General features: G+C 73.2%; 35 protein-coding genes. 18 read left to right on the plus strand and 17 right to left on the minus strand.

What is annotated here, in order from left to right; all coding sequences use genetic code 11:
• The first annotated feature begins 291 nt into the window (after positions 1-291).
• Positions 292-795, plus strand: coding sequence for a hypothetical protein (locus tag SM452_RS00005; protein WP_366626339.1), 504 nt, complete (start codon positions 292-294; stop codon positions 793-795).
• Positions 796-1,082: 287 nt separating this feature from the next.
• Positions 1,083-1,706 carry an ATP-binding protein gene (locus tag SM452_RS00010; protein ID WP_355510990.1) on the plus strand — a complete coding sequence of 208 codons (624 nt, stop codon included), beginning with the start codon at positions 1,083-1,085 and terminating at the stop codon, positions 1,704-1,706.
• 166 nt (positions 1,707-1,872) lie between these two features.
• Here SM452_RS00010 and SM452_RS00015 read toward each other — a convergent pair whose 3' ends face one another.
• Positions 1,873-2,514, minus strand: a complete 642-nt coding sequence (locus SM452_RS00015) for a hypothetical protein (protein WP_262014105.1) — start codon at positions 2,512-2,514, stop codon at positions 1,873-1,875.
• A gap of 87 nt (positions 2,515-2,601) precedes the next feature.
• Here SM452_RS00015 and SM452_RS00020 point away from each other — a divergent pair, with 87 nt between their 5' ends.
• Entirely contained in the window at positions 2,602-3,069 is a 468-nt protein-coding gene (locus SM452_RS00020; protein ID WP_262014104.1) for an NUDIX domain-containing protein, read from the plus strand.
• Positions 3,070-3,200: 131 nt separating this feature from the next.
• Here SM452_RS00020 and SM452_RS00025 read toward each other — a convergent pair whose 3' ends face one another.
• Complete coding sequence (locus tag SM452_RS00025) at positions 3,201-3,929, minus strand: SDR family oxidoreductase (protein ID WP_463839123.1); 729 nt, start codon at positions 3,927-3,929, stop codon at positions 3,201-3,203.
• A 75-nt stretch (positions 3,930-4,004) separates the two neighbouring features.
• Here SM452_RS00025 and SM452_RS00030 point away from each other — a divergent pair, with 75 nt between their 5' ends.
• Positions 4,005-4,364, plus strand: coding sequence for a MerR family transcriptional regulator (locus SM452_RS00030; protein ID WP_128138284.1), 360 nt, complete (start codon positions 4,005-4,007; stop codon positions 4,362-4,364).
• A 27-nt stretch (positions 4,365-4,391) separates the two neighbouring features.
• Here SM452_RS00030 and SM452_RS00035 read toward each other — a convergent pair whose 3' ends face one another.
• Complete coding sequence (locus SM452_RS00035; protein WP_463839124.1) at positions 4,392-5,243, minus strand: aminopeptidase; 852 nt, start codon at positions 5,241-5,243, stop codon at positions 4,392-4,394.
• Between the two features lie 65 nt (positions 5,244-5,308).
• On the opposite strand from SM452_RS00035, the gene SM452_RS00040 reads away from it, so the two are divergent.
• Positions 5,309-5,605, plus strand: a complete 297-nt coding sequence (locus SM452_RS00040) for a hypothetical protein (RefSeq protein WP_355508977.1) — start codon at positions 5,309-5,311, stop codon at positions 5,603-5,605.
• Here SM452_RS00040 and SM452_RS00045 read toward each other — a convergent pair.
• Positions 5,602-6,012: a TIGR03618 family F420-dependent PPOX class oxidoreductase gene (locus tag SM452_RS00045; RefSeq protein ID WP_262014100.1), complete on the minus strand. Its 411-nt coding sequence runs from the start codon at positions 6,010-6,012 to the stop codon at positions 5,602-5,604. The genes SM452_RS00040 and SM452_RS00045 overlap by 4 nt on opposite strands.
• 41 nt (positions 6,013-6,053) lie before the next feature.
• Positions 6,054-6,494 (minus strand): Rv0361 family membrane protein, encoded by a 441-nt coding sequence (locus tag SM452_RS00050; RefSeq protein WP_194800693.1) that lies wholly within the window; start codon positions 6,492-6,494, stop codon positions 6,054-6,056.
• Positions 6,495-6,567: 73 nt separating this feature from the next.
• Here SM452_RS00050 and SM452_RS00055 point away from each other — a divergent pair, with 73 nt between their 5' ends.
• The 5 genes from SM452_RS00055 (at position 6,568) to SM452_RS00075 (ending at position 11,382) form a co-directional block, all read left to right on the plus strand.
• Positions 6,568-7,368, plus strand: a complete 801-nt coding sequence (locus SM452_RS00055) for a class I SAM-dependent methyltransferase (RefSeq protein WP_355508975.1) — start codon at positions 6,568-6,570, stop codon at positions 7,366-7,368.
• A 148-nt stretch (positions 7,369-7,516) separates the two neighbouring features.
• A complete protein-coding gene (locus SM452_RS00060; RefSeq protein WP_463839125.1) occupies positions 7,517-8,692 on the plus strand; it encodes an ATP-binding protein in 1,176 nt (391 codons plus the stop codon).
• Entirely contained in the window at positions 8,682-9,878 is a 1,197-nt protein-coding gene (locus SM452_RS00065) for a hypothetical protein (RefSeq protein ID WP_463839126.1), read from the plus strand. Before SM452_RS00060 ends, SM452_RS00065 begins: the two co-directional genes overlap by 11 nt.
• Positions 9,848-10,564 (plus strand): response regulator transcription factor, encoded by a 717-nt coding sequence (locus SM452_RS00070; RefSeq protein WP_355508970.1) that lies wholly within the window; start codon positions 9,848-9,850, stop codon positions 10,562-10,564. Before SM452_RS00065 ends, SM452_RS00070 begins: the two co-directional genes overlap by 31 nt.
• A 74-nt stretch (positions 10,565-10,638) precedes the next feature.
• Positions 10,639-11,382 (plus strand): hypothetical protein, encoded by a 744-nt coding sequence (locus SM452_RS00075; protein ID WP_262014096.1) that lies wholly within the window; start codon positions 10,639-10,641, stop codon positions 11,380-11,382.
• A 99-nt stretch (positions 11,383-11,481) separates the two neighbouring features.
• Here SM452_RS00075 and SM452_RS00080 read toward each other — a convergent pair whose 3' ends face one another.
• On the minus strand, positions 11,482-12,234 hold the full coding sequence (locus SM452_RS00080; RefSeq protein ID WP_262014095.1) for a lysophospholipid acyltransferase family protein: 753 nt from the start codon (positions 12,232-12,234) through the stop codon (positions 11,482-11,484).
• A gap of 99 nt (positions 12,235-12,333) precedes the next feature.
• Here SM452_RS00080 and SM452_RS00085 point away from each other — a divergent pair, with 99 nt between their 5' ends.
• Positions 12,334-12,993 carry an alpha/beta hydrolase gene (locus SM452_RS00085; RefSeq protein ID WP_262014094.1) on the plus strand — a complete coding sequence of 220 codons (660 nt, stop codon included), beginning with the start codon at positions 12,334-12,336 and terminating at the stop codon, positions 12,991-12,993.
• A gap of 9 nt (positions 12,994-13,002) precedes the next feature.
• Positions 13,003-13,392, plus strand: coding sequence for a VOC family protein (locus SM452_RS00090; RefSeq protein ID WP_194800686.1), 390 nt, complete (start codon positions 13,003-13,005; stop codon positions 13,390-13,392).
• Positions 13,393-13,398: 6 nt separating this feature from the next.
• Here SM452_RS00090 and SM452_RS00095 read toward each other — a convergent pair whose 3' ends face one another.
• The 7 genes from SM452_RS00095 to SM452_RS00125 form a co-directional block, all read right to left on the minus strand.
• Positions 13,399-15,462 (minus strand): amylo-alpha-1,6-glucosidase, encoded by a 2,064-nt coding sequence (locus SM452_RS00095; protein ID WP_262014093.1) that lies wholly within the window; start codon positions 15,460-15,462, stop codon positions 13,399-13,401.
• Positions 15,462-15,833 carry an SCP2 sterol-binding domain-containing protein gene (locus SM452_RS00100; protein ID WP_194800684.1) on the minus strand — a complete coding sequence of 124 codons (372 nt, stop codon included), beginning with the start codon at positions 15,831-15,833 and terminating at the stop codon, positions 15,462-15,464. The genes SM452_RS00095 and SM452_RS00100 overlap by 1 nt, the downstream gene beginning before the upstream one ends.
• Positions 15,834-15,992: 159 nt before the next feature.
• Positions 15,993-16,409, minus strand: a complete 417-nt coding sequence (locus SM452_RS00105) for a CBS domain-containing protein (protein WP_262014092.1) — start codon at positions 16,407-16,409, stop codon at positions 15,993-15,995.
• A gap of 65 nt (positions 16,410-16,474) precedes the next feature.
• The gene (locus SM452_RS00110; protein ID WP_262014091.1) at positions 16,475-17,143 is read right to left on the minus strand and encodes a TMEM175 family protein; all 669 of its coding nucleotides are present in this window, start codon (positions 17,141-17,143) and stop codon (positions 16,475-16,477) included.
• A 99-nt stretch (positions 17,144-17,242) separates the two neighbouring features.
• Positions 17,243-18,265 (minus strand): aspartate-semialdehyde dehydrogenase, encoded by a 1,023-nt coding sequence (locus SM452_RS00115; RefSeq protein WP_262014090.1) that lies wholly within the window; start codon positions 18,263-18,265, stop codon positions 17,243-17,245.
• Positions 18,266-18,362: 97 nt separating this feature from the next.
• Positions 18,363-19,706: a M16 family metallopeptidase gene (locus SM452_RS00120; RefSeq protein ID WP_463839127.1), complete on the minus strand. Its 1,344-nt coding sequence runs from the start codon at positions 19,704-19,706 to the stop codon at positions 18,363-18,365.
• Positions 19,706-20,995: a M16 family metallopeptidase gene (locus SM452_RS00125; protein ID WP_463839128.1), complete on the minus strand. Its 1,290-nt coding sequence runs from the start codon at positions 20,993-20,995 to the stop codon at positions 19,706-19,708. Before SM452_RS00125 ends, SM452_RS00120 begins: the two co-directional genes overlap by 1 nt.
• Before the next feature lie 85 nt (positions 20,996-21,080).
• Here SM452_RS00125 and SM452_RS00130 point away from each other — a divergent pair, with 85 nt between their 5' ends.
• Positions 21,081-21,794, plus strand: a complete 714-nt coding sequence (locus tag SM452_RS00130) for a phosphodiesterase (protein ID WP_463839129.1) — start codon at positions 21,081-21,083, stop codon at positions 21,792-21,794.
• Here SM452_RS00130 and SM452_RS00135 read toward each other — a convergent pair.
• Positions 21,769-21,990, minus strand: a complete 222-nt coding sequence (locus tag SM452_RS00135) for a hypothetical protein (RefSeq protein WP_013288141.1) — start codon at positions 21,988-21,990, stop codon at positions 21,769-21,771. The genes SM452_RS00130 and SM452_RS00135 overlap by 26 nt on opposite strands.
• Positions 21,991-22,244: 254 nt before the next feature.
• Here SM452_RS00135 and SM452_RS00140 point away from each other — a divergent pair, with 254 nt between their 5' ends.
• Genes SM452_RS00140 through SM452_RS00150 form a run of 3 tightly spaced genes read left to right on the plus strand, consistent with a single transcriptional unit; the run spans position 22,245 to position 23,850 of the window.
• A complete protein-coding gene (locus SM452_RS00140; RefSeq protein WP_355508995.1) occupies positions 22,245-23,342 on the plus strand; it encodes a 3-deoxy-7-phosphoheptulonate synthase in 1,098 nt (365 codons plus the stop codon).
• Between the two features lie 40 nt (positions 23,343-23,382).
• Positions 23,383-23,616 (plus strand): hypothetical protein, encoded by a 234-nt coding sequence (locus SM452_RS00145; protein ID WP_018786980.1) that lies wholly within the window; start codon positions 23,383-23,385, stop codon positions 23,614-23,616.
• A gap of 24 nt (positions 23,617-23,640) precedes the next feature.
• On the plus strand, positions 23,641-23,850 hold the full coding sequence (locus SM452_RS00150; protein ID WP_030502248.1) for a hypothetical protein: 210 nt from the start codon (positions 23,641-23,643) through the stop codon (positions 23,848-23,850).
• A gap of 58 nt (positions 23,851-23,908) precedes the next feature.
• Here the strand turns inward: SM452_RS00150 and SM452_RS00155 are convergent, their stop codons facing one another.
• From SM452_RS00155 to SM452_RS00165, 3 genes are read right to left on the minus strand one after another with little or no spacing between them, the layout of a single operon-like run.
• Positions 23,909-24,448 carry a DUF1360 domain-containing protein gene (locus SM452_RS00155; RefSeq protein WP_013288145.1) on the minus strand — a complete coding sequence of 180 codons (540 nt, stop codon included), beginning with the start codon at positions 24,446-24,448 and terminating at the stop codon, positions 23,909-23,911.
• 33 nt (positions 24,449-24,481) lie between these two features.
• Positions 24,482-24,799 carry an SRPBCC family protein gene (locus SM452_RS00160; RefSeq protein ID WP_135241714.1) on the minus strand — a complete coding sequence of 106 codons (318 nt, stop codon included), beginning with the start codon at positions 24,797-24,799 and terminating at the stop codon, positions 24,482-24,484.
• Positions 24,799-25,092, minus strand: a complete 294-nt coding sequence (locus SM452_RS00165) for a DUF6158 family protein (RefSeq protein WP_030502251.1) — start codon at positions 25,090-25,092, stop codon at positions 24,799-24,801. The genes SM452_RS00160 and SM452_RS00165 overlap by 1 nt, the downstream gene beginning before the upstream one ends.
• Before the next feature lie 124 nt (positions 25,093-25,216).
• Between SM452_RS00165 and SM452_RS00170 the strand changes: the two genes are divergently transcribed.
• On the plus strand, positions 25,217-25,648 hold the full coding sequence (locus SM452_RS00170; protein ID WP_463839130.1) for a hypothetical protein: 432 nt from the start codon (positions 25,217-25,219) through the stop codon (positions 25,646-25,648).
• Positions 25,649-25,673: 25 nt separating this feature from the next.
• On the plus strand, positions 25,674-26,003 hold the full coding sequence (locus tag SM452_RS00175; protein ID WP_262014085.1) for a DUF3817 domain-containing protein: 330 nt from the start codon (positions 25,674-25,676) through the stop codon (positions 26,001-26,003).

Here is a 26,003-nt window from a genome sequence, read left to right on the forward strand (position 1 = left end):
CGCCTTTGGCGCGGTTGAAGCCCCGGGCGTCAGCGTCGAGGGGGTACATGGGGGCCCGCACGCGGCCCGCGCCGGCCCGGCCCCGGCCTGCTGGCGACCTCCGGCCGGCATCGGCCGGGCCGGCCGGCCACGCTGACGGACGACAAGAGCATGAAGACCTCGGGTGCTCTGCCCCGAACCCCGGCCCTCAGAGATGCCGCCGCGGCTCCCCTCGCCGGGCACCACAAGGGCTACCAGCCTCCCCGGACGGCCGGGTTATATGTTCTCTCGATCGCCCTAGGAGTGGGCGGCATGGCAACCGACCGGGAGGCTCCTGTGGGGGTTCTTTACGACTACTTCCGCGCTTCGGACGACGAGGCTGTCGCAAAGCTGATGGCCGATACCGATGGCGGCCCGGTGGTGCGAGAGGGAGATTCTGCCGTCGTGGATGCCGTAGACGGCAAGGGGATCGACCCGCCCGTCGTCCTCGGCAAGGTCGTCTCGTTCGCCCTTGACGCGCCGTGGGAGGCCGACCTAATCGGGGAACGACTTATCTGGCCGGACGGCGCCGGTCAGGACCCTGAGTACGAAGGACCCTGGGTCGTCGTACTCAGCGAACGCGCCCGGGACGCGCTTGCCGAAATCCCGGACGACAGCATGCCGGGCCTGGCCGATCGGTGGTCACACATCGAGGAGCTGTCCCACTACAGCGACACGCAGCCGGAGATCATGCTGTCGCGCCTGCGGGAGTTCGTTGGGCTGGCTCGCAGAGCACGCACGAGCGGGGAAAGCATCTACTGCTGGATCTGCCTCTAGCAGCGGTCGACAGCAACGGTTGCAGATCATGAGGGGCGGCGTCGCCCGACAACCACGGACGGGGCGGACCAGGGGCACAGCCGCCCGACCAGCCATCCACGAACTTCTTCTAGCCCCAATGCCGCAGGTTCGAATCCTGCCGGGCGCACCCTCACCACCGCAGGTGGGCGGCTTTTAGCTCTCGGTCAAGACGATCACCGCAGCCCTCGTGCAGCCAAGTCAGCCGAACACGAGACGTCGTGTCATGCCGATAGCCGCGCGTACCTTGCCTGGATAGCGTGGGTGGCGTGACGGAGCCTGACTACAGCCTCGCGAAGATCAGGGTCATGGAGTTCGACGATTCCGTACGCGAGCGGCCCGGCATGTATTTCGGGGTAGGCAGGGACGATCCGCGTCTGGCGACTCGGGTGCTGTGCGCGGTCGTGGGGCACGCGTTTCATCCGGCAGCCACTGTCGCCGCGAGCCACACGCCCGATGTCGTAGCGGAGATCACCGCTGATCTCGTCTTCTCGGTGACCGACGATCAGGCTGACGTCCTGACCGGCCGGGGCATGCCGAGGCTCGGCTACTACGACTCTCTGCTCACCAGCGAGCGCTGGTCGAGCGCCGCCGCGGCGGCAGTGAGTTCGCAGACCACTGTCGAAGTCTGGCGACACGGCCACGGCTTTCGGCAGCGCCTCGTCGGCTTGCGGCCGGTCGAGCCACCTGCGGAGTTCTCCGCTCCCGTCGGAGCCGGTACCCGTGTGGCCTTCGTCCTCGATCCCGCCTACTTCGGCTCGGCCGCGATCACAGCCGATATCGCCACCCTCGACGTGCACGGCCCGGACTGCGCCAACACCGGCGGGTCCGGCAAGGTCGTCATTCGGGACCGCAGAGAGCGGAGTCGCCCGAGCGAATACCGGTGTGCCTGACTCGGGCATCCGGATCTGACGCCGACCGCGCGTTGCCGAGATCAAGCGCCCGAAGGTCGAGCACCCCCTCTGCGCAGCCGACGAGATCCACAGCCTGGACTCTAAACGCTCCGCGATCTCCCTCCGTCCCGAGGCCGCAGGTTCGACACGCCCCCGGGCCATCGGCCTAGCCTTGGAGCCGCTGCGCCCAGTACACCTGCCCGTCCGAACCCATGTAGACGAGGGCCAGCAGCAGGTCGGACATCTGGACCGGAGCGGTCGCCGTCGACATCTCCGGCTCAGGCTTCTCGGCGTACGGGAAGAGCGCGACGAAGGTGACCGGGGATGCCTTCTCGTCTGCCACATGCAGCCTGCTGCCGTTGCTCCGCCACTCGTCGTCCCCGAACGTGGCGTCACCAGCGCCACGGAGCCAGGAGTAGCGCTCGGCGATCCGGTGCTCGATGCCCGCGCTGCCGATGCCGACGGCCGCCTGTGGAGCGGCCACGCCGAAGACCGCTGGCTTGGAGTCGGTGCGCTTGTCGATGAGGAAGACCGCGAAGTAGCCGCCGTCGAGTGGCCGGGGCGGGGTCTGCCAGAAGAGCCGGCCGAGCACCAACTGGTCACGTCCGGAGGCGAACGGAGCGGATCCGTTCTCACCGAGTGCGGCCTGGGCCTCCTCGTTCGTCACGAAGCTGAGCGAGGACCGGAGAGCCAGCGCCTCGGGGCCGTACGGCGGCTGGTTCTGCCACCGCTGCCAGGCGATGACCGAGACCATCGCCACGATGGCCGCCAGGGCAGTCGCGACACTCCGGCCCGTCCGCCACCTCATGCTCGACAGTGAAGCACGCGAGCACCGAATCTCAGGGTCGCCGAATTGACAGCTGCAGCCGGCCCCGACGGACCGTACCGTGCCCTGATGGTCATCTCCCCGCACCTGGCCCGGCTCCGGACGATGATCGGCCACGAGTTGATCCAGATGCCGTCGGTCTCGGTCGTCGTCGTCGACGATCGCGCACGGATCCTGCTCGTACGTCATGCCGAGGACGGGAACGGGTGGGCGGTACCCGGCGGCGCTGTCGACATCGGAGAGTCCCCGGCCCAGGCGGCTGTGCGTGAGATCCGAGAGGAGGTCGGCGTGCGGATCAGCCGGCCGCGGCTGCTGGATGTGCTCGGCGGCCCCGATTACGAGGTGACCTACCCCAACGGCGACCGGGTCGCCTACGTCACCGCGGTCTACCAGGCGACGATCGCCGACGGAGAGCCGATCCCCGACCACGAGGAGATCAGCGAGCTGGACTGGTTCACCCGGCCGCAACTATCCGACGCCGATCTCAACCGCTTCTCCCGGGCGTTGCTGCGAGCCACCGGCCACCTGGCCGGTTGACGGCGACCGCTTCGCGCAGCGACTCCGGCCGACGACGGCCGGCAGCTCCGCGTCGAACGCGGCCACGGCGGGACAGTACAGCCGGCCCCGTCCGCGATTACGACCCGACGGACGGGCTTGGCTGAGACACCTCAGGCCGCCGCCAGCGCCGCCAGGGCGCGGTCCATCGCGTCGTTGAACTCCTCCGGGGTCAGCGTCAGCCGGGACTTGACGTCGCGGCTCCACTGGTCGGCGAGGACTTCGGCGGCACCGGCCTCGACGCCGTCGAGTGCCGCGTCGGCCAGATCGGACGGCGCGATCTTGTCGACGGGCCAGCCGGCGGACATGTCGGTGTCGGCCAGCCCGAGGTGTACCGCCGTCACGAGCGTGCCCTGGTCGGCGAGCTCCAGGCGTACGCCGTTCGTCATCGCCCACGCGGCGGCCTTGGTCAGGTGGTACGCGCCTGCGCCCCTGGTCCCGAACCACGACATGGCGGAGAGCACGTTCACGATCGCGCCTCCGCCGTTGCGGGCGAGTGCCGGCGCGAACGCGCGGATCATCTCCAGGTGGCCGAGCACGTTGGTGTCCACCTCGTGCCGCACCGCGGTAAGCGAACCGGTCACCAGGTCCGTTCCGGTCTGGATCCCGGCGTTGTTGACGAGCAGCGTGACGTCCGGGGCGGCAGCGGCGACGGCCCGTACGGATGCGGGACTGGTGATGTCCAGCGGCAGCACCTCGACGCCGGGCAGGCCCACGGTCTCCGGCCGGCGTGCGGTCGCGTAGACCTTGCGGGCGCCGCGTTCGCGCAGGCGCTGGGCGAAGGCGCGGCCCAGGCCGCGGTTGGCTCCGGTGACGAGGGCGATCGAGTCGTTGATGTCCATGCCCGGTACGCTAAAACCTGACGTTGACGTCAGAGGCAAGTGTTGATCGCCGGGACCGGGGTGAGAGGGGTCACCGTGACCGAGCCGCTGATCCGCATCGGTGAGGTGGCGCGCGACGCCGGCGTCTCGGTGCGCGCCGTGCGCTACTACGAGGAGCAGGGCCTTCTCTTCCCCCGGCGCAGCGCGTCCGGCCAGCGCCTCTACCGGCCGGACACGGTCACGCTGGTGCGCTTCATCCAGCAGATGTACGCCGCTGGCCTGACCAGCAGCCGGATCGCGGAACTCCTGCCGTGCTGGGACTCCGGGCACACCGACCCCGCACAGCGGGCCATGCTGCGCGCCGAGCGCGAGCGCATCCAGGCCAAGGTCGACGATCTCCGGGCCGCGCTGGACCGCCTCGACGAGGTCATCGCGATCACCGATTCGCACCCGTAGGCGCGACCACCCGCGCAAGGGGGGAGACTACGGACGGGCGTTCTCGCGGGAGGCACGCAGCACGCCGACTACCGCCAGTCCCGCGCCGCCGAGAGCGACAGCCGTCTCCACTGCCGAGGACACCTCAAGGGCACCTCCCGCCGAGCCACCCACGCTCACCATGAATCCCGGTTGCAGGAAGGCGTCCCTGGCGGGCTCGACAAACGCCCACCAACTCGCCCACGTGGAGGCGAGATCCGCGCAGGCCCGCACGGCGACCACCGCCAGCAGGACCATCCCCGCCGTGAGGAGCCCGCGCCGGTCACCCCGCCATCCGGACGACGCCAGCACCCCGGCGGTCACGAGCGCGGCGAGCAACGCCGGCTGCAGCGCCAGGAGCAGCTCGGGCAGCGGCGGGTCGCCGGGCGTCGCCGCCACGCTCAGCCCGCACCAGACGAGCACGGCCACCGCCAGGACCGTCGTCACCACACCCCGCCGTCCGCCGCGTGCCGGCGACGCCGGCACGGCAACGGAAAGCAGGAGTACGCCGAGAGCCAAGCCCCACGCGGTCAGGCGTTGCTGGTCCAGGCCCTCCCGCAGGCTCTCCACAAGGTACGTCCGCGTCGCCGCCTGGCTCCCCAGCGGCTCGCCCGCATCCGCCACCCGTTCCCGGTGCCAGAGCAGGTTCGCGGCTGCCACCAGGGCGAACAGCCCGGCGCCGGCGGCGACGCTCCACCGCACCCGGGGCGTACCGGAGGCGGCGAGCGCGTGGCCGGCCAGCGCCGCCAGCGTGACCACGGCCCAGAGAAGCGACGCCTCCGGCATGGCGAGCAGTGCCGCTCCGACCGACAGCAGGCCGGCCACGGCCGCGGCGACTCCCAGGCTTGGCGACAGACGCATGGCGCAGAGGGTGGCACAGGAATCCTGGGCGCGTTGACCCGCCGGTTTCGTCGGTGGTCTCCGGCATGATCGCGTGCGCCGCCGGACGTGGCGGCGACGAGCGTGTACAGGAGTCCGGCACCCACTCCATCCTGGACATGACGTGGGTGCTGGACGACGGCGAGGAGCCCGACTTCGGGACGCTCCAGCGGGTGACCGAGGCCGAGGCGCTCGCCCGCGTGGGCGTCGCGAGGCCGACCCGCGCTCACGTCGAGGCGCTCGAGCCGCTGGCCGAGCAGCGCTGGTTCGGCCGGTACGCCGTGCTGCACGACGAGGCGGGTGCCCCGAACGAGCTCTACTTCTGGGGGTTCTCCGGGGACTAGCGTGCCCGGCCGGCGAGCAGCCACCGCCGGACGGGGACCTCCAGCAGCACCCGCTCCCCGTCCGGCGTGACCGGCTGCCGGATGTCCCAGCCGCCGTACTTCTCGGCGAACGCCGCCACGATCGCGGGCGGGAAGTCGGCACGGTGCAGTCGGGCGACACCCTCCGCGACGACCGGGTGGACGCCGTCCTCCAGGGCGAGCGAGACGCGGGGGTCGGCCGCCACGTTGCGGGCCTTGACGCTGCGTGCCTCGCAGCCGATCCACCAGACGCCGTCGGCGTAGACGAACCACACCGGCGTCATGTGCGGTGAGCCGTCCCGGCGCAGCGTGCAGAGCCAGACGTTGCGGTCACGGGCGAGCCGGTCCGCGACGGCCGGCGGGAGCGGTGCGGTGGAAGGTGAGGCCATGCGACAAGTGGATCAGGTACGCGCGGAGGCCCGCTACCCGCTCACTCGCAGATCCGCCACTCCCCGTCCTCCTTGACCATCGGGAACGACTGCGTCACGTTGGTGCCGACCGCCGGGGTGAAGCGGATGGTCGTCGCCCCGCTCACCCGGCCGTTGTTGTTGGACACGTTGAGCCCGGTGATCTCGTAGCCGGTGAACTCCGGCTGGGAGGACTGCTGCCGGGTGAAGTCCGCCTCGCTGACCCGGTCGCGTACGCGGGTGCAGAGCTGCCGGTACGCGGCCGGATAGTCGCGGTCGACGATCGCCTCGGCGAACGTCTCCGCTGTGGACCGCGCCGGGCCGGTGGCTTCCTGCACGGCCCGGAAGAGGAAGAAGCCGCTGAGCACACCGCCGCAGCAGCAGATCGCCAGCACCACGCCGAGCACGATGAAGAGGGTTCGCTTGGACTTCTTCGGCGGCACCATGGCCGGCTGGTATGCCATACCCCGCAGGGTAGGGAACGCGGGCAACCGTAATCCGGATGCCCTGGTTCCGCTTCTCGACGACCATCGGTTGATGCCCGCACACCGTCCACCCGAGCCGGACGTCAGTCGCTACTACACCGAGGTCTACGTCGAGGCCGACCGGCTGGAAGGGTCGCCGCAGGGCCGGCTGGAGGCACGACGTACCCGGGATCTGCTCGCCCGCCTGCTGCCCGCCGCACCGGCCGACGTGCTGGACGTCGGCGGTGGTCCCGGGGCGTACGCGGGTCCGCTCGCCGCGGCCGGTTACCGGGTGCACCTGGTCGACCTGGTGCCCGCGCACGTGGCGGCGGCGCGGTCGGCGTACCCCCTTGTCGCCGCGTCGGTGGGTGACGCCCGCGCGTTGCCCGCGCCCGACGCGGCGGCGGACGCGACGCTGCTGCTCGGACCGCTCTACCACCTGCCGCGGCAGGCCGACCGGGTGGCCGCGCTGCGCGAGGCGGCGCGGGTGACCCGGCCGGGCGGAACGATCGTGGCGGCGGCGATCAGCCGTCACGCCGCGCTGATCGACCTGACCGTGCAGGGCCGCCTGGACGACGACAACCGGCAGTTGCTGCGCGCCGAGTACGAGACCGGGGTGAACGATCCACGCACCGGCTTCACCACCGCGTTCTTCCACCGCCCGGAGGAGTTGGCGGCCGAGTTCGTCGCGGCGGGCCTGCCCAACCCGCAGGTGTACGGGGTGGAGGGTCCGCTGTGGCCGGTGCTGAACGCGCTCGGCACCGGGCCGGACGAGCGGCTGTTCGCCGACGCGGTGGCCTGCGCCGAGACGTTCGAGCGGGACGCCGCGATCCTCGGCGCCAGCGCTCACCTGCTCGCCGTAGCGCGCCGCTGACCGCCGGGCCGGACGGCCGGCTGCTTTACGCCGGAGCGAAACTCGTCAAGCACCAAGGGTGACCAGTTGCGACAAACCATGTTATTCTCCAGCGTCAATCTATGCCGCGCGGACCCGGCCGGGTCGCAACCGGAAGGACATCTCCCCGATGCCGGTCGCTGCCGCCATGCCCCTGCCCCGGCCCACGCTGGCCCGCCCGGCGGGTGACGCGTTCAGCCTGATCTTCACGACCCTGCCCGCGCTGCTGCGGCTCACCTGTGGTCTGGTCGGCGCGATCGTCGCGCTGTCGGTGCGTACGCCGCCGGTGCGGGTGGCGCTGCTGATCCCCGCCGTCGCCGTGCTCACCGCCTGGTCGGTCTGGTACGCGTTCCGCGCGCTGCGGCACGGCATCGGCGGCGCGCTGGTCGCCGGTGACGTGGCGCTGACCACCGCCGCCGCACTCGCCGTACCGTGGCTCGTCGCGCCGGAGGTGCTGCCGGGTGAGGCGAGCTGGATCGCGGTGCTGGCCAGCTCGACAGTCATCAACGCGCAGGCCACCGCCCCGGCCCGCTGGTCCGTGCCGGCCGGCCTGCTGGTCACCGCCGCGTACGTCACCGGCACCGTGCTGGCCGGCAACCCGGCCGAGGCTCGGGCGCACGCCGGCACACTGCTGGTGCAGACCGGCAGCGCGGCGGTGATGACGGCGGTGATGCGCCGCCGGATCGCCCGCGCCGACGCCGCGTTCGCCGACTACCAGCGGCTGTCCCACGAGGCGGTGGTGGCGCGCGCCGCCCGCGAGGACGAACGGCGGCAGAACCGCGACCTGCACGACACCGTCCTGGGCACGCTCACCATGGTCGGCCTCGGTGCCGTACCCGACTCGGCGACGTTGCGCGAGCGGTGCGCGGACGATCTGCGTACCCTCACCGCCCTTGCGGGTGCGCGGACCGCGACCGCGGCCGGTGAGGCCGACCTGGACGAACGGCTGCGTGAGGTGCTCGCCGCGACGCCCGGGCCGGCGGTGACCGCGACGCTCGCGCCGTGCCGGCTGCCGGCGGAGGTCGCCACGGCGCTCGCCGACAGCGCCGCCGCCGCGCTGGCGAACGTGGCGCGGCACGCGCCGGGCGCGGCCGCGTCGCTGCGCCTGGCCCGCGAGGGCGGCGCCGTCGTGGTCGAGGTGGTCGACGACGGCCCCGGTTTCGACCCGTCCACGGTCCCGGCGCACCGGTACGGGCTGCGCGAGTCGATCCACGGCCGGATGAGCACTGTGGGCGGTCGGGCGGTGGTGACCTCCGCCCCTGGCGCCGGCACCCGGATTCGGCTGGAGTGGTCCGATGGCGAGTGAGTCGGGTACGGCGGTGACGGCCGGCCACGCGCTGCGCCCGCTGCCCCGGCCGCGGGTGGCGACGCGCTCCGGAACGGCCACCGCCCCGCCGGAGGCGCACGCGGTGGCCGACGCGTCCGACGGTGGCGCGCGGATCGCCGCGATCGTCATCGCGGCGACCTGGCACCTGGCGGTCGCGCTGCCCGCCGTGTTGCGGGCCGGGCCGGGAATGGCCTTCCCGGCCGTGGTGGCCGCGGGCTGGCTGGTGACCGCGCTGGTCGGGGTCGGAGCCGGGGTACGGCTGCTGCGCGGCGGGCTGCCGCCGGCCGGGCCGCTGGCAGTGGCGCTGCTGGGGGTGGACGCGGCGGTGGTCGCGGGGGCCGGCGACCGGTTCCTGTTCAGCACCGCCAACTGGGTGTGGGGCGGCCTGGCCTGGTTCTTCCTGCTGGTGCTCTGGCGGCGGCCGGTGCGCTGGCTGCTGCTCATGCTCGCCGCGCACGGCACGATCGCGCTGGCGGCGGTGGTGCTGTACGGCGCGACCGCACCGGCCGACCTGAGCCGCGCCGCGATGTACGTCTACGGCACCTCCACCCTGCCGGTGGCGGTCTTCGTCGGCGCGGCGGCGCTCACCGCGCAGGCCCGGGACCGGGCGGCCACCGCGGCGGCGACGCTCGCCGTGGCCGCTGAGCAGGAGGCGGCCGAGCGGGCCCGCACCGAGCGCCAGGCGCGCCTGGCGCTGGTCAGCGGCACCGCCGAGGAGGTGCTGGCCGGGCTGGCGGCGGGTGACGCCGACCCGGCCGACCCGGCGGTACGGCGGCGCGCGGTGCTGGCCGCGGCCCGGCTGCGCCGACTGATCGCCGAGTCGGACGACGTGCCGGACGCGCTGCTGCACGAACTGCGCGCGGCGGCCGACCTGGCCGAACGCAACGGACTGCCGATCGACCTGGTGTCGGTCGGCACGCCACCGGAGCTGCCGGTGGAGATCCGGCGCGGGCTGGCCGACCCGCTCACCGCGACGCTCGCCGCCGCCGAGGGCTGGGCCCGGCTCACCGTGGTGGCAGGCCAGGACGAGGTGGTGGTCAGCCTGGTAACACCGGATCACGACGGCCCGGACGAGCCGGCGACCGGCGGGGACGGGCCGGTGGAACACCTGCACGAGCGGGACGGGGAGATCAGATGGACGCAGACCCGCTGGCGGCGGACGTGAACGCCGGAACCCCGATCGGGGTGGCGATAGTGGACGACCATCCGGTGGTGATCGACGGGGTGCGCGCCTGGCTGGCCGGCGAACCGCGGTTGCGGGTGCTGGCCACCGGCGACGACCCGGACGAGGTGCTGCGGGCCGCGCCGGACGCCGAGGTGGTGCTGCTCGACCTGCGCCTGCACGGCCGGATGGTGCTGGGCAAGCTGGCCGAGCTGAGCGCAGCCGGGCGCCGGGTGGTGGTCTACTCCGAGCACAGCGACCCGCAGACCATGCTCGCCGCGCTGGACGCCGGGGCGGTCGCGTTCCTGGCCAAGCACGAGGGACGCGAGCACTGCGTGGCGACGGTGCTGGCGGCGGCGAGCGACCGGCCGTACGTGCCGCCGGCGCTGGCCGGAGCGATGGTCGGGGACGCCCGCCCGGATCGTCCGTCCCTGTCGGACAAGGAGCGCGAGGCGCTGCTGCTGTGGTTCCAGTCGATGTCGAAGGCGTCGGTGGCGCGCCGGATGCAGATCAGTGAGCACACGGTGAAGCAGTACGTCGACCGTGCGCGGATCAAGTACACCCGAGCGGGCCGTCCGGCCGCCACGAAGGCGGCGCTGCTCGCCCGGGCGATCGAGGACGGACTCGTCCGACCGGAAGATATCGGCATCTACCGGTCGCAGGCGTCGGCCGACCGGCCGACCCCCTAACAGGTGTCATGACAGTCACCCCAGGAACCGGGCACGCTCACCGGTACCGCCAACCGTCACCGGGAGGTCGTACCGTGCCGGAGGACGCCACACCTTTCTTCGTCGGGCCGCATCGGTTCGACGCCGACGGCGACCCCACCCGTCCCGTGCTCGACCGGCGCTACGAGCTGGTGCCCGAGCCGGGCGAACGCCTGCTCGGCCAGCACTGCCTGCGCGTCGCCGGTCACCTGCTCGGCCCGACCGAGGACGTCCGCTGCTGGTCGCTGCCGGCACCGGCGACGATCACCGTGACCGAGCGCCGGCTGGCGTACGTCTGCACCGGCTCGGACCTGTCGGTGGTCTCCGGGCGGGACGGCCGGGCGGCCCCCCGGCACCGGCGTCCGGTCCGGTTGTCCCGCCTGGTCAGCGGGCAGATCCGCTGGCAGTGGCCGTCCCGGCTGGAACTGGCCGAGGTGGGCGACGGCACCGCCGAGCTGCGCATCGTCTGCGACGCGCTGCGCACCATCCGGCAGCCGGCGCTGGCGCTGACCGGCCCGGTCGGTCAGGTGGCCGCGCTGGCCCGGCAGGTACGCCGCGCGGTGGCCGGTTTCCGGCTGGCGAACGCCGAACTGGTGGACCTGTCCCCGCCGGAGCGGGACGTGCTCGCCGTCCGGGTGGCCGCCTCCCCCGGCCCGACGCTGGGCACTGTGACGCTGCCGGGCTCGCTGCCGGTGGAGTTCCTGTCCCGCGACGACTACTACCGTCCGGCGGAGGCCGAGGCGTCGCCCTGGTCGTGGTCCGGCTTCCCCGCCCACGACCAGCCCGGCTCCGCCTGCTGACGACCCACGTCGGGAACCCGGCGTAGATCTTGGTAGGAAACGGCCCCTATGCGGGCCCTTTCGTACCAAGATCTCCCGCGCAGTAGGGCGAGGGCGCGGTCAGGACGCGCTGCGGGTGCGGCGCTCGGACCGGTCCAGCTCGACCGCCTCCTCCGGGGTCGGCGCGCTGCCGCCCAGGTGAGCCGGCTGCCACCAGCTGTCGTCGGGGCCGGACGGCTTGTCCGGGTACTCCCGCTGGGCCCGGTCGACCAGCGCCGACAGGCGGGTCCGCAGGTCGGCGGTCATGACCGTGGCGTCCGGGTAGGCGGCCGGGTCCATCGGCTCGCCGACGATGATGGTGATCGGCGTGTGCCGGCGGGTCAGCGTGCGCGGGCGGCCCTTGGTCCACAGCCGCTGGGTGCCCCAGAGCGCGACCGGCAGCAGCGGCACGCCCGCCTCCTGCGACATCCGGGCCGCGCCGTTCTTCAGGTCCTTCACCACGAAGGAACGACTGATCGTCGCCTCCGGGAAGACGCCGACCACCTCGCCCCGGCGCAGCGCACTAACCGCTGCGGCGTACGAGCCGGCGCCGGCGGCCCGGTTCACCGGGATGTGCTTCATGCCGCGCATCAGCGGACCGGAGACGCGGTGCCGGAAGACGCTGTCCTTCGCCATGAACCGGACCAGCCGCTTCGCCGGGTGCGCGCCGTAGCCGCAGAAGATGAAGTCCAGGTAGCTCACGTGGTTGGACGCGAGCACCGCGCCGCCGCTGTGCGGCACGTGCTCGCTGCCGGAAACATCCAGGCGCAGGTCGAGCAGCCGGAACATCGTCTTCGCGGCGGTGATCACAGGTGGGTACACGAGTTCCGACATGGCAGAACTTTACCCCGAGTAGGTTACGCGACCGTAGGGCCGATCTGCCCTCGGCAGACCCGGGTCGCGCACCGCCCCGGGTGCGGCGACGATGGCGTCATGACCGAACGCGCGGTGCTGCTCTGGATCCACGGCGGAGGCTGGCGGGCCCGCGCCGAGGAGGACGGGGCGGCCCTCGCGTCGCTCGGGCTGCGCGTGGTCGAGGCCACGTACCGGTTCTCCCACCAGGCGCGCTGGCCCGCCCAGCTCGACGACGTCCGCGACGCGGCCCGGGCCGCCCGGGCCGCGGCGGGCGGCCTGCCGCTGCTGGTGGCCGGTGACTCGGCCGGCGGGATGCTGGCCCTTCAGCTCGGCCTGCGCGGGGTGGACCGGCCCGGCGACGTGGCGGGCGTGCTCGCGTACTGGGCCCCCGTGGACCCGCTCGACCCGGAGCAGCGGCGCCGGCGCGCCCCCGGCGACGACCCGTGGACCGACCTGCTGGGCCACCCGCCGGCCGCCGGCGACCCGGCCACCGTCGGCGCGACAGTCGCCACCCACATCGGCTCCGGCGTGCCGGTGCTGCTGGTGCAGGGCCGCGACGACGTGGCAGTGCCGGCCGCCCAGCCGGTGGAGCTGACCGGCCGGCTGCTCGCCGCCGGTCACCCGGTGCATCTGTGGCTCACACACGGCGGTCACGCGCTCGACCTGGCCCGTCCCGACCTGCTCGCGGCCGCCGCCGCGTTCCTGGACAGCGTCCTGCCCGCAGGCGCGGGCGACTAGGTTCGAGGCATGCCCGACCTCGCCGCGATCGTCATCCACTGCCGCGACCCCTACCTGCTCGCCCCGTTCTGGAGTGCGGTCACCGGGCTGCCGGTGGTCGAGGCCGACCGGGTGAAGCTCGCCGAGGGCACGCTCGCGCCGACGGAGGCGGTGCTGCTGCGCGACCCGCACGGGCGGCGCCCGGACCTGTGGATCAGCCCGGCCGAGACGCTGCCGGAGCCCGGCCGGATCCACCTGGACCTGGTCGGCGACGCCGAGGAGCGGGCCGCGGTGCTGGAGGCGGGCGCGACGGTCGTGCGTGAGCTGCCGCGCTGGACCGTGCTGGCCGACCCGGAAGGTAACGAGTTCTGCCTGCTCCCGCCGAACGAGGCGCACGACGCGTCGCCGCCCGGGCACTGACCGGGCTCAGTCGGCCAGTTCCTCGAGGTCGAGCCGGCCCCTGGCGAACGCGTCCACCCGGCCCCACCGGCCCGGGATGTCAAGCACCTCGATCCGTCCCATGCCCACCGGCAGCCGCGGGTCGACAGCCAGGTGCTGCTCGTGCGGCTCCAGCCCGAGCATGGTGCGCAACAGCAGCAGCGGCGCACCGGTGGACCATGCCTGCGGGCTGCACGCGGTCGGGTACTCCACCGGGAACTTGGTCAGCTCGCGCTGGTAGCCGCCGAACGCCTCCGGCAGCCGGCCGTCGAAGTAGGTGGCCGCGTCGAGGATGCCGTTGGCGACCGTGGCGGCCTCCTCGGCGAAGCCGTACCGGCGCAGACCCCAGGCGACGAACGAGTTGTCGAACGGCCAGATCGTGCCGTTGTGGTAGCCGATCGGGTTGTAGCGGACCTCGCCCTCGGCCAGCGTCCGCACCCCCCAGCCGGACCAGAGCCGGGGACCGACCAGATGCTCGGCGACCTTCGGCGCCCGCTCGTCGTCCACGATCCCGCTCCACAGCAGGTGACCCATGTTGGAGCTGAGCACGTCGCACTGACGCCCGTCCGGGTCCAGCGCGAGCGCGTAGAAGCCGCGGTCGGCGACCCACCAGTCGTTGTTGAAGCGCCGCTTCAGCTCCGCCGCCTCGCGCTCCAGCTGATCGGCGTACGCGGGGTCGCCCCAGAACAGCCGGGCCATCCGTGCGGCCCGTGTCTTCGCGTCGTACGCGTACCCCTGCACCTCACAGGTGGCACGGGGGAACGGCGGCAGCGTGCCGTCGGCGTACGAGATGGAGTCCCACGAGTCCTTCCAGCACTGGTTCTCCAGGCCGGTGTCGGTGTTGCGCCGCTCGTACCAGATGTAGCCGTTGCCGAGCAGGTCGGCGTAGTCGTCGATCCACTTCAGCGCGGACCGGCACTCCTGTTCCAGCTCCTTCACAAGCGCGCCGTCGCCGCTCCACCGCTCGTACTCGTCGAGCAGCACCACGAACAGCGGCGTCGCGTCCACCGAGCCGTAGTACGGCGAGTGCGGCTGCTCCTCGAACGCCGCGGTCTCGCCGTACCGCATCTCGTGCAGGATCCGGCCCGGGTCCTCGTCCCGGAAGTCGTCGAACCGGGTGCCCTGGAGCGCGCCGAGGATTCGCAGCGTGGTCTTCGACATCTCCGGCGCGAACGGCAGCACCTGCAGGCAGGTGAGGATGCTGTCCCGGCCGAACATGGTCATGAACCAGGGCAGGCCGGCCGCCGGCAGCGTCTGCCCGCCCAGCGACAGCGGCGAGAAGCGCAGCGCCGCGAGGTCGACGAGGCTCCGCCGGTACGTCGCGGCGAGTTCCTCGTGCTCGCTGTTCAGCTTCGGGGCCCGGCTGATCCACTCCTCCAGGTCGTGCTGGAGCGCGAGCCGCTCGGTGCCGTGCGCGCGCAGCCCCATCCGCAGGTCCCGGCCGCCCGGGCCGATCGCGAACGTCTGCACGTCGATGACGGCGTCCCACTGCTCGTTGGGTTCCAGCCGGATGCTCCAGGCGAAGCCACGCTGGTCGTAGCGGGCCGGCTGGTTGGCGGAGACGAGCGTCTCGCGCCGGAAGTTGCCGCGCCGGTAGCCCAGGCGCAGCCGGTCCGACTCGGCCTCGGCGTAGTGCTCGCCCTTCTTGTTCAGGATCTCGTCCTTGACCTGGAACAGGTCGGCGAAGTCGGACCCGGCGTCCATCCGGATCTCCAGGTCGACCGGCTTCTCGTCGTGGTTGAGGATGGTCAGCGTCTCGCGGAAGCTGCCGCCGACCGCCCGTTCCCGGATGACCGACAGCTTCGCGTCGACGTAGTGCGTGGCCATGCCGGGCACCAGGAAGAACCGGGCCTCGTAGTACTGGAGGTCGTCGTAGGACAGCGCGTTGAGGCGCTCGCCGTTGACGGTGAGCACCCACTTCGACAGGTAGCGCGTGTCGAGCGAGAACAGGCCGGTCGGCTCGCTCGGGGTGGCCTCGATGTCGCCGGTGTCCTCGCTGACCACGAACGTGTTGCCGTCCAGGATCCGGACGGTGTTGCCGCTGCCGGGCATCAGGCACCCCTCCCGCCGAACGTGTGGTGCGGTCCCCGGGAGTCCGGCGGGCCGGGGAAGACCCGCTCGACCTGAAGCACGAGCCGCAGGTCGCCGACGACAGTCATGTCGCCGCGCAGCAGCGCCGCGATGGCGTTCTCCTCACCACCGACCAGCTCGGCGAACAGGCGCGGCTCGGTGCCCACCACCGTGTCCGCCTCGCCGTCCTCCTGCCGGACCCGCAGCTTGCCGTGATCGATCTCCAGCAGCCAGTGCGTGGTGTGCGGACCCTCGTGCAGGTCGAAGCGGAGCGTTCCGGATGTCTTGACCAGCAGGGGCTCGAACCCCCGCCGATCCAGGTCCTCGAAGAATCTCGTGGTCATGTCCACCATCCGGGCGACTCCTCCCGCGTCCGCGGTCTCCCTGTCCGTGGGCCGTGTCCCCACCCGATCCGGCGCCAACCTCGCCCGAAGCGGGTGAACGCGGCGCCACCGCGCGCACGCGCGACGCCGGCCCCCGAACCGGGAGCCGGCGTCATCGCGGCGGACAGGTCAGTTGTTGGGGTCGTCGGCGCTGATGTCCGCGAGCACCGACTGGGGTTCCCGCTCCACCGCCAGGTCACCCATCGAGATCAGGCCGATCAGGCGGCCGTCGTCGACCACCGGGAGGCGGCGGACCGCGTACGTGCGCATCAGGTCGGCGGCGGCCACCGCGTCGTCGTACTGGCTCACCGTCACCACGTCCTTGCTGGTGATCTGGTTGAGCCGGGTGGCGGTGGGGTCCATGTTCTCGGCCACGCCCCGTACCGTGATGTCCCGGTCCGTCACGATGCCGACCACGTCGTCGCCGTCGGTCACCACCACGTCGCCGATGGCGCTGTCGCGCATCTCCTGCGCCGCGGCGATGAGCGTGTCGTTGCCGTCCATCGTCACCAACCGGGTCGTCATGAACTCTCCGACCGTTGTCATGGTGCTTCCCCTCTCGGTGTCGGCACGGCCGTCTACCCGCCGCCGCAGGCGGGGTAACGCCGGCGTCACCGCCGGTGGCGCAGGCGCCGGCGCAGGTCGTAGAAGCCGTTGCTGGACAGCCCGTAGAAGATCGGCAGCAGCAGGAGCACCACCAGCGCCGCCGGCACGCTCAGCAGCACGCCCACCAGACCGGCGATCGCGTACGCGAGCACGCCGAGCAGCGCCCGGACGCGTTCGGCCTCGAAGAACCGGGCGGGGACGTGCGCCTCCAGCAGTTCCCGGTGCCGGCTCAGGTAGTGGTAGAGCCACAGCCAGGTCACCGACAGGATCACGCCGACCAGCGCGTACGCGGACACGGCGACCCGCTCGTCGAAGACGTCGCCCTCCTCTACGGCGCGGGAGACGAGCGCGGTGACGAACGGCAGCAGTGCCACGCTGAACAGCACGCCGAGGTTCGCCCAGTGCAGTCCCCGGTCGGCGCAGCGGACCCGGTGGAACGTCCCCTTGTGGTTCAGCCAGTTGACCGCCACGTACAGGTAGGACGTGACGTAGGCGAGGTAGACCGGCCACTGGTCGAGCAGCGCGCGCAGCATCCCGCCCGGCGCCGTCTCGGGCACCCGCAGGTCGAGCACCAGCAGCGTGATGACGATGGCGAAGACCGCGTCGCTGAACCCGATCGCCCGGCCCGTGTCCGAACGCATCCCGGCGGCTTCGGTGTCCCCTTCGGCCGTCATCCGCACCTCCGCCTGCCGGCGCGGGCGGCCGGCGACCCGGCGGGCATACCCGCTGAGCGGGTGTCCGTGCCGGGTGGCCCGGCACGGACGCCCGCGGGGTCAGCGCTCGGCAGCGACCAGCTCGGCGAGCTGCACGGCGTTCAGCGCCGCGCCCTTGCGCAGGTTGTCGTTGGCGCAGAACAGCGCGAGCCCGTGCTCGACGGTCTCGTCGGCCCGGATCCGGCCGACGTACGTCGGGTCCTGCCCGGCCGCCTCCAGCGGCGTCGGCACGTCGCGCAGCGCCACGCCGGGCGCGCCGTCGAGCAGTTCGCGGGCCCGGGCCGGGTCGATCGGCCGGGCGAACCGGGCGTTGATCTGCAGCGAGTGGCCGGTGAAGACCGGGACGCGCACGCACGTGCCGGAGACCTTGAGGCCGGGGATCTCCAGGATCTTGCGGCTCTCGTTGCGCAGCTTCTGCTCCTCGTCGGTCTCGAACGAGCCGTCGTCGACGATCGAGCCGGCGAGCGGGAGCACGTTGAACGCGATCGGGCGGGCGAACGAGCGCGGCGCCGGGAACTGGACCGCCGACCCGTCGAAGGCGAGCCCGGCGGCGTCCTCGGCCACCTTGCGTACCTGCTCGTCCAGTTCCGCCACGCCGGCCAGGCCGGCGCCGGAGACCGCCTGGTAGGTGGCGACGACGAGGCTGACCAGCCCGGCCTCGTCGTGCAGCGGGCGCAGCACCGGCATGGCGGCCATCGTGGTGCAGTTCGGGTTGGCCACGATGCCCTTCGGGCGGTCCGCGATCGCGTGCGGGTTGACCTCGGCCACCACCAGCGGCACCTGCGGGTCCATCCGGAACGCCGAGGAGTTGTCGATCACCACGGCGCCGGCCTCGGCGACCCGGGGAGCCAACTCCTTCGCGGTGGCCTTGCCCGCCGAGAAGAGCACGATGTCCAGGCCGCGGTAGTCCGCGGTGGCCGCGTCCTCCACGGTGACCTCGCCGTCGCGCCAGGGCAGCGTGCGCCCGGCCGACCGGGCCGAGGCGAACAGGCGCACCTGCTCCGCCGGGAACTCGCGCTCCGCCAGCACCTGCCGCATGACGCCACCGACCTGGCCGGTGGCTCCCACAATGCCGATCCTCATGCCCGCGAGGCTACCCAGCCGGGCGGTGCGGGTGGGAAACGTTTCCCACCGCGCGGATGCGGGGCGACGGGAATCACAGGCCCGCCGCCCCGTCCGGTCACGCGTGGTCGACCACCTCGCCGAGACCGCTGGCGACCAGCTCGTCCCGGATGACCGCCGCGTCCCCCTCGATCACCATGGTCAGCGACTCGGGGTGCAGGTAGGTCGCCGCGGCGGCGGAGACGTCCTCGACGGTCGCCGCGAGCAGCTGCTCCCGCAGCCGCGCGTGGTAGTCGTCCGGCAGGTCGTGCACGACCAGCGTGGTCAGGGCCGCGGCGATCGCCCGCGGGCTCTGCAGTTCGACCGAGAGCTGCCCGGCCCGCCAGGAGCGCGCCACCTCCAGCTCGTCCTCGGTGACGCCGGTGAGCCGGGTACGCGAGATCTCGCCCACCGACTCGACGAGCGCCGGGGCGGTCACCGCGGTCTGCACGCCGGAGCTGACCGCGAACCGGCCGAACCGCCGGGACGAGGCGAAGTCGCCCCGGATCCCGTACGTGTAGCCGCGCACCTCGCGGATCAGGTGGTTGAGCCGGGACGTGAACGCGCCGCCGAGCACGGTGCCGGCGAGCGTCATCGGCACGTGGTCCGGGTGGGCGCGGTGCGGGGACGGGTGGCCGAGCCGCAGCGTCGACTGCACCGAGCCGGGCCGGTCGACCAGGATGATCCGGCGCTGCCCGGCCAGCGGCACGTCGATCGGGCCGCCGCGTTCCACCGGACCGCCGCCGGCCCCGGCGAACGCCGTCGCGGCGAGCGCGTCCAGGTCGATCCGCTCCAGGTCACCGGCGACGACGAGCGTGCCGGGGCGGATGAACCACTCCGAGTGGAAGACGGTGACGTCGTCGACCTCGAGCGCGGCCACGCTGTCCGGGTCGCCGTAGAGCGGGCGGCCCCACCGGTGCTCCGCGCCGAACAGCTCGGCCCGCAGCACCGCGTCGGCGCGCGGGCCGGGGTTGGCCCAGTCCATCCGCAGCGCTGTCGCCTCGTCGTCGCGTACGCGCCGCACGTCGGCCGGGTCGAGCCGGGGCGTACGGACCGCCTCGGCCAGCAGCTCCACGGCGGCGGTCAGCCGGTCCACCGGCACCTGCACGCTCACCTGGAACGAGTCCCAGTCCAGCCCGGTCGACAGCTCGGTGCCGAGCGCCTCGATGGCCAGCGCGTACGCGGTGGCGTCCCGCTGCGCGGTGCCCTCCTCCAGCGCCTTGGCCAGCACCGCGCCGAGGCCCTCCTTGCCGACCGGCTCCCGGCCCGCGCCGCCGTCGAGCAGCAGCAGCGCGACGGCGAGGTTCTGCCCGGGCAGGTGCGCGGCGACCACCTGACCGCCGGCCACCGTCCGCCGGACCACCTGCGGGAACCGGTAGGCGCGGGCGGTGCCGGGGCCGGGACGGGTGGCGATCAGCGACATCACTTCTCCTCGGGCAGGTAGGTCAGGATCACCCGGTCGGCGGCGCCGAGCAGCTCGGCGGCCTGCTCGGCGATCTGCTCCGCGGTCACCGCGAGCCAGGCCGGCAGCCGGTCGGCCGCGCGCGCCGGGTCGCCGAACTGGGTGGCGTACCGGCCGAGCGTGTCCGCCCGCCCGTCCACGGTGGACATCTGCCGCCACCACATGGTGCTCAGCAGTGCCTTGGCGCGGTCCAGCTCGGCGGCGGTCACCGGCACCGTGGCCAGCTCGTCGACCACCTCGGCGAGCCCGTCGCGCAGCCGCTCGGCGCTCACCCCGGGCCGGGCCGTGGCGGTGGCGATCAGCGGGGCGGGCGCGTGCGCCAGGTCCACCCCGTACGCGCCGACCAGGTCCGGCTGGGCGATCCGCTCACCGTCGGCGAGCCGCTGGTAGAGCCGGCTGCCCCGGCCGCTGCCGAGCACCGTGGCCAGCACCGTCGTCACGTCGTACCCCTGGGTGCCGAACGGGTGGGTGCGGTGCGCGACGTAGACGCGGGGGGCGGGCACGTCGGCGGTGACCGTCTCCACCGCCGGAGCGCCCGTGGCGGGCACCGTGCGGCCGTCCGGCGCGGCCGGGATGTCGGCCCGCGCGGCCAGGCCGCCGAAGTACTTGTCGGCGAGCCCGAACACCTCCGCCGCTTCGGTGTCGCCGACCACGGTGAGGACCGCGTTGTTCGGCGCGTAGTAGGTGCTGTGGAACTCCTGGAAGGTGGCCAGGTCGGCGGCGTTCAGGTCGGCCATCGACCCGATCGTCGCGTGGTGGTACGGGTGGCCCGGCGGGTAGAGCAGCGGCAGCAGGCGCAGCCACGCGTCGCCGTACGGCACGTTCTCGTAGCGCTGGCGGCGCTCGTTCTTCACCACGTCGCGCTGGTTGTCCAGCGTCTCCTGGGTCAGCGCCGGCACCAGCCCGCCCATCCGGTCGGCCTCCAGCCAGAGCGCCAGTTCCAGGTGCTCGGCCGGGACCGTCTCGAAGTAGTTGGTCCGGTCCGGGTTGGTGGTCGCGTTGAGCGAGCCGCCCGCGCCCTGGATCAGCTTCATGTGCTCGGTCTTCGCCACGTTCACCGAGCCCTCGAACATGAGGTGCTCGAAGAGGTGCGCGAAGCCGGTCTGTCCCGCCGGCTCGTGGCGTGAGCCCACGTCGTACCAGAGGTTGACCGCCACGGCCGGGGCGGTGCGGTCCTCGCTCACCACCACGCGCAGGCCGTTGTCCAGTCGGGTCGTCTCGATCGGCCAGGGGAAACCGCTGTCGGGCATGAGACGACGCTATCCGATCCCGGCGGCGGAAAGGTGACACGCGCGCCGGAGCATCGTCGGTGCGCGCCGGGGTACCCGTGCGGGCATGGCCGCCACCGCACCCTCCGCCGTCGAGCGCGCCGCCGCCGCGCTGGCCCGGCTCCGGCACGCCCGGCTGCTGCACCCGGCCGGGCGCACGTTCGCCGGCGAGACCCGGATCTGGGGTACGCCGGGACCGCCGACCGGGGTGCCGCTGCTCGACCTGCCGGGCCGGTGGCCGGCCACGATCCGCCTGTCCAAGGGCGTGCCGACGCCGGGTGCCTGGCCGGACGTGCTGGGCGTGGCGGTACGGCTGCACCGCGACCCGGAGCCGCCGGTGGACCTGCTGTGGAGTTCCAGCGGCGCCGCGCCGGTGCTGCGGAACCTGCCGCTGCCCCGGCGGCGCTTCACCGGGACGTACACGTCGATCATGCCGTTCCGGGCCGGCGGGCGGCGGCTGTTCCTGGCCGTGCTGGCCGACCCGGAGTCACCCGACCTGGGTCGCGGCCTGGCCGAGGCGGGCGCGGCGGTCGCCGCAGACGAGCCCCGCCTGGTGCTGGCGGTGGCCTCGGCGGTCGGCCGGTGGCGGCCGTTCGGCGAGGTACGCCTCGACGACGAGCGCGGCGCCGCCGAGGACGCCGCGCTCGCGTTCGACCCGATCGGCAACGTGCCGCCGGGGTTGCGTCTGGCCGGCCCGCTGGCCCGGCTGCGGAACGACAGTTACCGGGGTTCCCGCCGGGCCCGGGGCGCCGGGCTCAGTCGGGCGGCTCGACGGGGGTGACGGTCTGCTCGGAGGTGCGGTGCTCCAGCACCGTGTCGGGGGCGGCGTTCTGGTCCGCCTCGCGGATGTCGGACTCGGTGAGAATCGCGTCGGCCTGCGCCTCGGCGTCGTCGCTGCCCGCCGCCGCCTCCTCCGGCAGCAGATGCGCTCGGGACTCGATCCGTTCCTGGTCACTCGGGTCGTGGCTCGTGGTCATGCCGATCACATACCCCGCGTTCCGCACTTCGGAACGACAGCGGGCTTTCCGCCGCGCGTCGGGTACGCTGGCCGACGTGACGCGGTCGTATCGATGGTTTAGGCAGCCGGCTGGAGGAGCCGGTGACTCGACCATGAGCTGACGTCACCACCTCTTCGAGCCGGCCGGGCAGGGATTCTTTTCCCTGCCCTTTCGTATGCGAGCAGCCGGCTCGATCCCCCGGACCCGGCACGGGGGCACGGTCGGCGGAAGGAATCCCCACCGTGACCACGTCCCAGGACGCCCATCGGGTCATCGACCAGCGCATCGACCGTGTGGTGCCGCTGACCACCCCGGCCCTGCTGCACCACCACCTGCCGCTCGACACCCCGCTGGCCGAGGCCGTCGTGGCGGGCCGCCGTGCCGTCGGCCGGGTGCTGGACCGCGCCGACGACCGGCTGCTCGTCGTCGTCGGCCCCTGCTCCGTGCACGACCCGGCCGCCGCCCTGGAGTACGCGGGCCGGCTGCGCGAGGCCGCCGCCCGGGTCGCCGACGACCTGCTCGTGGTGATGCGTGTCTACTTCGAGAAGCCGCGTTCGACTGTGGGCTGGAAGGGCCTGATCAACGATCCGGCGCTGGACGGCTCCGGCGACGTGAACACCGGTCTGCGTACCGCGCGGGCGCTCCTGCTCGACGTGCTGCGGCTGGGCCTGCCGGTGGGCTGCGAGTTCCTCGACCCGATCACCCCGCAGTACATCGCGGACACGGTGGCCTGGGGCGCGATCGGCGCGCGGACGGTGGAGAGCCAGGTGCACCGGCAGCTCGCCTCCGGGCTGTCCATGCCGATCGGCATGAAGAACCGCCCGGACGGCAGCATCGCCACCGCCGTGGACGCGATCCGGGCAGCAGGGGTGCCGCACGTGTTCCCCGGCATCGACGTCTCCGGCACCCCGGCGATCATGCACACCCGGGGCAACGCGGACGGGCACCTGGTGCTGCGCGGCGGGGGCGGCCGGCCGAACTACGACGCGGAGTCGGTGGCCGGGGCGCTGGAGCTGCTGCGGGCCGCGGGCCTGCCGGAGCGGGTGGTGGTCGACGCCAGCCACGCCAACAGCGGCAAGGACCACCGCAACCAGCCGCTGGTCGCCGCCGACGTGGCCGCCCAGCTCGCCGCCGGTCAGCGCGGGATCGCCGGCATCATGCTGGAGAGCTTCCTGGTGCCCGGCCGGCAGGACCTGGACCCGACCCGGGAGCTGGCGTACGGCCAGTCGGTCACCGACGCCTGCATCGGCTGGGACACCACGGCCGAGGTCCTGGAGCACCTGGCCCAGGCCGTCCGGGCCCGCCGGGCCACGCTCCCGGCCCGGGCCTGAGCGGGGTTGGGGCGAGTTTGACCGGTTCGGTGCCGGGTAGGTGGTCGGCGTGACCGATGACGCGCCCGTGACCGAGCAGCCCGACACGCGGCCGCTGGACGACCTGCTCGACGACATCTACCACGGCCAGGAGCGGATCACCCAGGCGGACATCTACCGCCGGGCGGTGGCCGCCGAACTCCCCGCGGAGCTGCTCACCCGGATCGCCGCGCTCCCCCAGGGCGAGTACGCGGCGGACGAGGCGGCCGATCTGCTGGGCGGCACGGTCGCCTGAGCCCCGCCGACGAGAGGACGCGAGATGACCGACCGCAACCCCGACCACGAGCACCTGGCGGCGCTCGGCCAGCCCCCGGAGGGCGTCGACACGCTGCCGGAGCCGGACTTCGCCAACGAGCACGACCGCACCGCCGTGGACCGGGACGTCGTCACCGGCGAGGACGAGGACGAGCGGGAGCCGGAGGCGTCGCGCGGCTGGGCCGGCGAGGACCACGGCACCACCCCCACCTGACGGTGGGAGACACGGAAAGGGGGCCGGCGCGTGCCGGCCCCCTTTCCGTGTCCACGTCTCACGCCTCGTGGCGACCGCCCTCGGCCGCCTGCTGGGCGACCGCGTACCCCATCTGGAGGAAGTCGGAGGCGGCCACCGCGGTCAGCGCGGTGGCGACCAGCCGGGTCAGCCGGGGCGCCAGCACCAGGCCGCCGGTGAGCCCGGTGGCCACCCAGACCGCCAGACAGAACGGGCAGCTCACCAGCTCGCCGAGCGCGTGCCGGGTCGGGCTGCCCTCGTCGCGGACCTGCTCCATCACCTCGCCGCTGCCGATCGGGTGGTCGTAGCGGGTGAACGGCGCCCGCAGCGGACTGGTGATCGCGTCCTTGGACAGCAGCCGGCTGAGCTTGTGCGTGGCGATCGAGAGCAGCACCACGTCCGCCGGCGTGGGCCGCTCGGGCACCGGCCGGCCGGTCGCCCGGACCAGGCCGACGAGCGCGGCCGTCACACCCGCGTACGTGCCCATCGCCTTCAGGTAGCCCTCCAGCGGCCGATGCTCGTGCGGCGCGTACGCCTGGCGCAGGCGCGCCACCTTCTGCTTCAGGCCACTCCCGGTCAACCCGGCCTCCTCGTGCTCGTCGTGCGGCCGGGCTCAGCCGGCGGTCAGGTTGTCGGCCACCTCGCGGTCGAGGTTGGCCAGGATCTCGTCGGCCAGGTCGTGGTCCGGCCCGGCCAGGTCCAGCCGTACCCGGGCGCCGCCCGCGCCGGCCGGCTCCACGTCGATCTCGGCGGACCAGTCCGCGGCGCTCCACCGGGCCCGCATGTCGTCGGCGTCGACGACCTCCACCCGGCAGGTGCCGGAGGTGCGCAGCCGCTCGGGCAGCCAGGCCGAGGAGCGGTCCGGATCAGTGGCGGTGTTGAACACCACCTCCGGCGGCGCGGACATGCCGCGCTCGGCGTGGCTGGCCATCAGGCGTCCCGCAGCCGGCTCGGGTCGACCTCCCGGCCGGGGTGCCGGGCCAGGTACTCCGTCTCCAGCTCGGCGGTGCGCCGCAGGTGGTTGGCGAGCGCCGAGTCGGTGGCGTGGCGCAGCGTGTCCAGCCGGGTGCGGTGCAGGCTCTGCATCTCCCGGACCAGGTCCTCGTCGCCCAGCTCCACCGGGTCCACCCCGAGCTGCTCGCCGTCGACGGTGCGGGCGTGATCGCCGTCCCACTCCGCGACCCGCTGTTCCGGGCTCGCGTCCCGGCGTACCGATTCGGTCATCGTCGCCCCCTCGTCTCGTTCGGGTTGGCACCTGTTCGGATGCCCAGCGGGCGTGCCACCAAACCACCGCCCGGACTACGACGCCGTGTCGGAGAAGCCCGGCGGCCCCGGTACTCTCGTGGGCATGAATCGGCTCTGGACACCGGCGTGGATCGTCCGCCACGTGGCCATGGTCGTGCTGGTGGCGGGTTGCCTCGGGATGGGCTGGTGGCAGGTCACCCGCGCCGCCGGGGGGAACGCGATCAGCTTCGGTTACGCGATCGAGTGGCCGGTGTTCGCCGGCTTCGTGGTCTTCGTCTGGTGGCGTGAGGTCCGCCAGACGCTGCGCGCGACGCCGCCGGGCGACGCGCAGCCGGCGGCCGATCCGGCGCCGTCGGCGGCTGCCGGCACCGAGCCGGTCGCCACCACCCCTGCGGTACGCCGGCCGGTGCGCGTCGTGCGGACGCCGGCCGCCCCGGCCGACGGGGCGGACGACGCCGAGCTGGCCGCGTACAACAGCTACCTATCCTGGTTGAACGCCAATCCGGGCGCCCGGCCCGGCGACTATCCCGGCTGAGGCCGGTGCGGAAGGACGGACGACGGTGGGCGGAGCCCTTACCCGGTACCGCGTGATCGCCTGGATCGTGGGCGTGGCGCTCGTGGTGCTGGTCCTGATCGGCATGCCGCTGAAGTACGGCTTCGACAACCCGAGCGTTGTCGCAGTGGTCGGCGTGGCGCACGGCTGGCTGTACATGCTCTATCTGGCGCTCACGTTCGACCTGTCGCGCCGGGCGAACTGGCCGCTGAAGCGGATGCTGCTGGTGATGCTCGCCGGCACCGTGCCGTTCGTCTCGTTCTACGCCGAGCGGCGGGTGAGCCACTGGGTGGCCGCCGAGGCCCGGCCGCGTACGCCGGAGCCGGTCGCGGGCTGA

Source organism: Micromonospora sp. SYSU B005, from assembly GCF_055362685.1.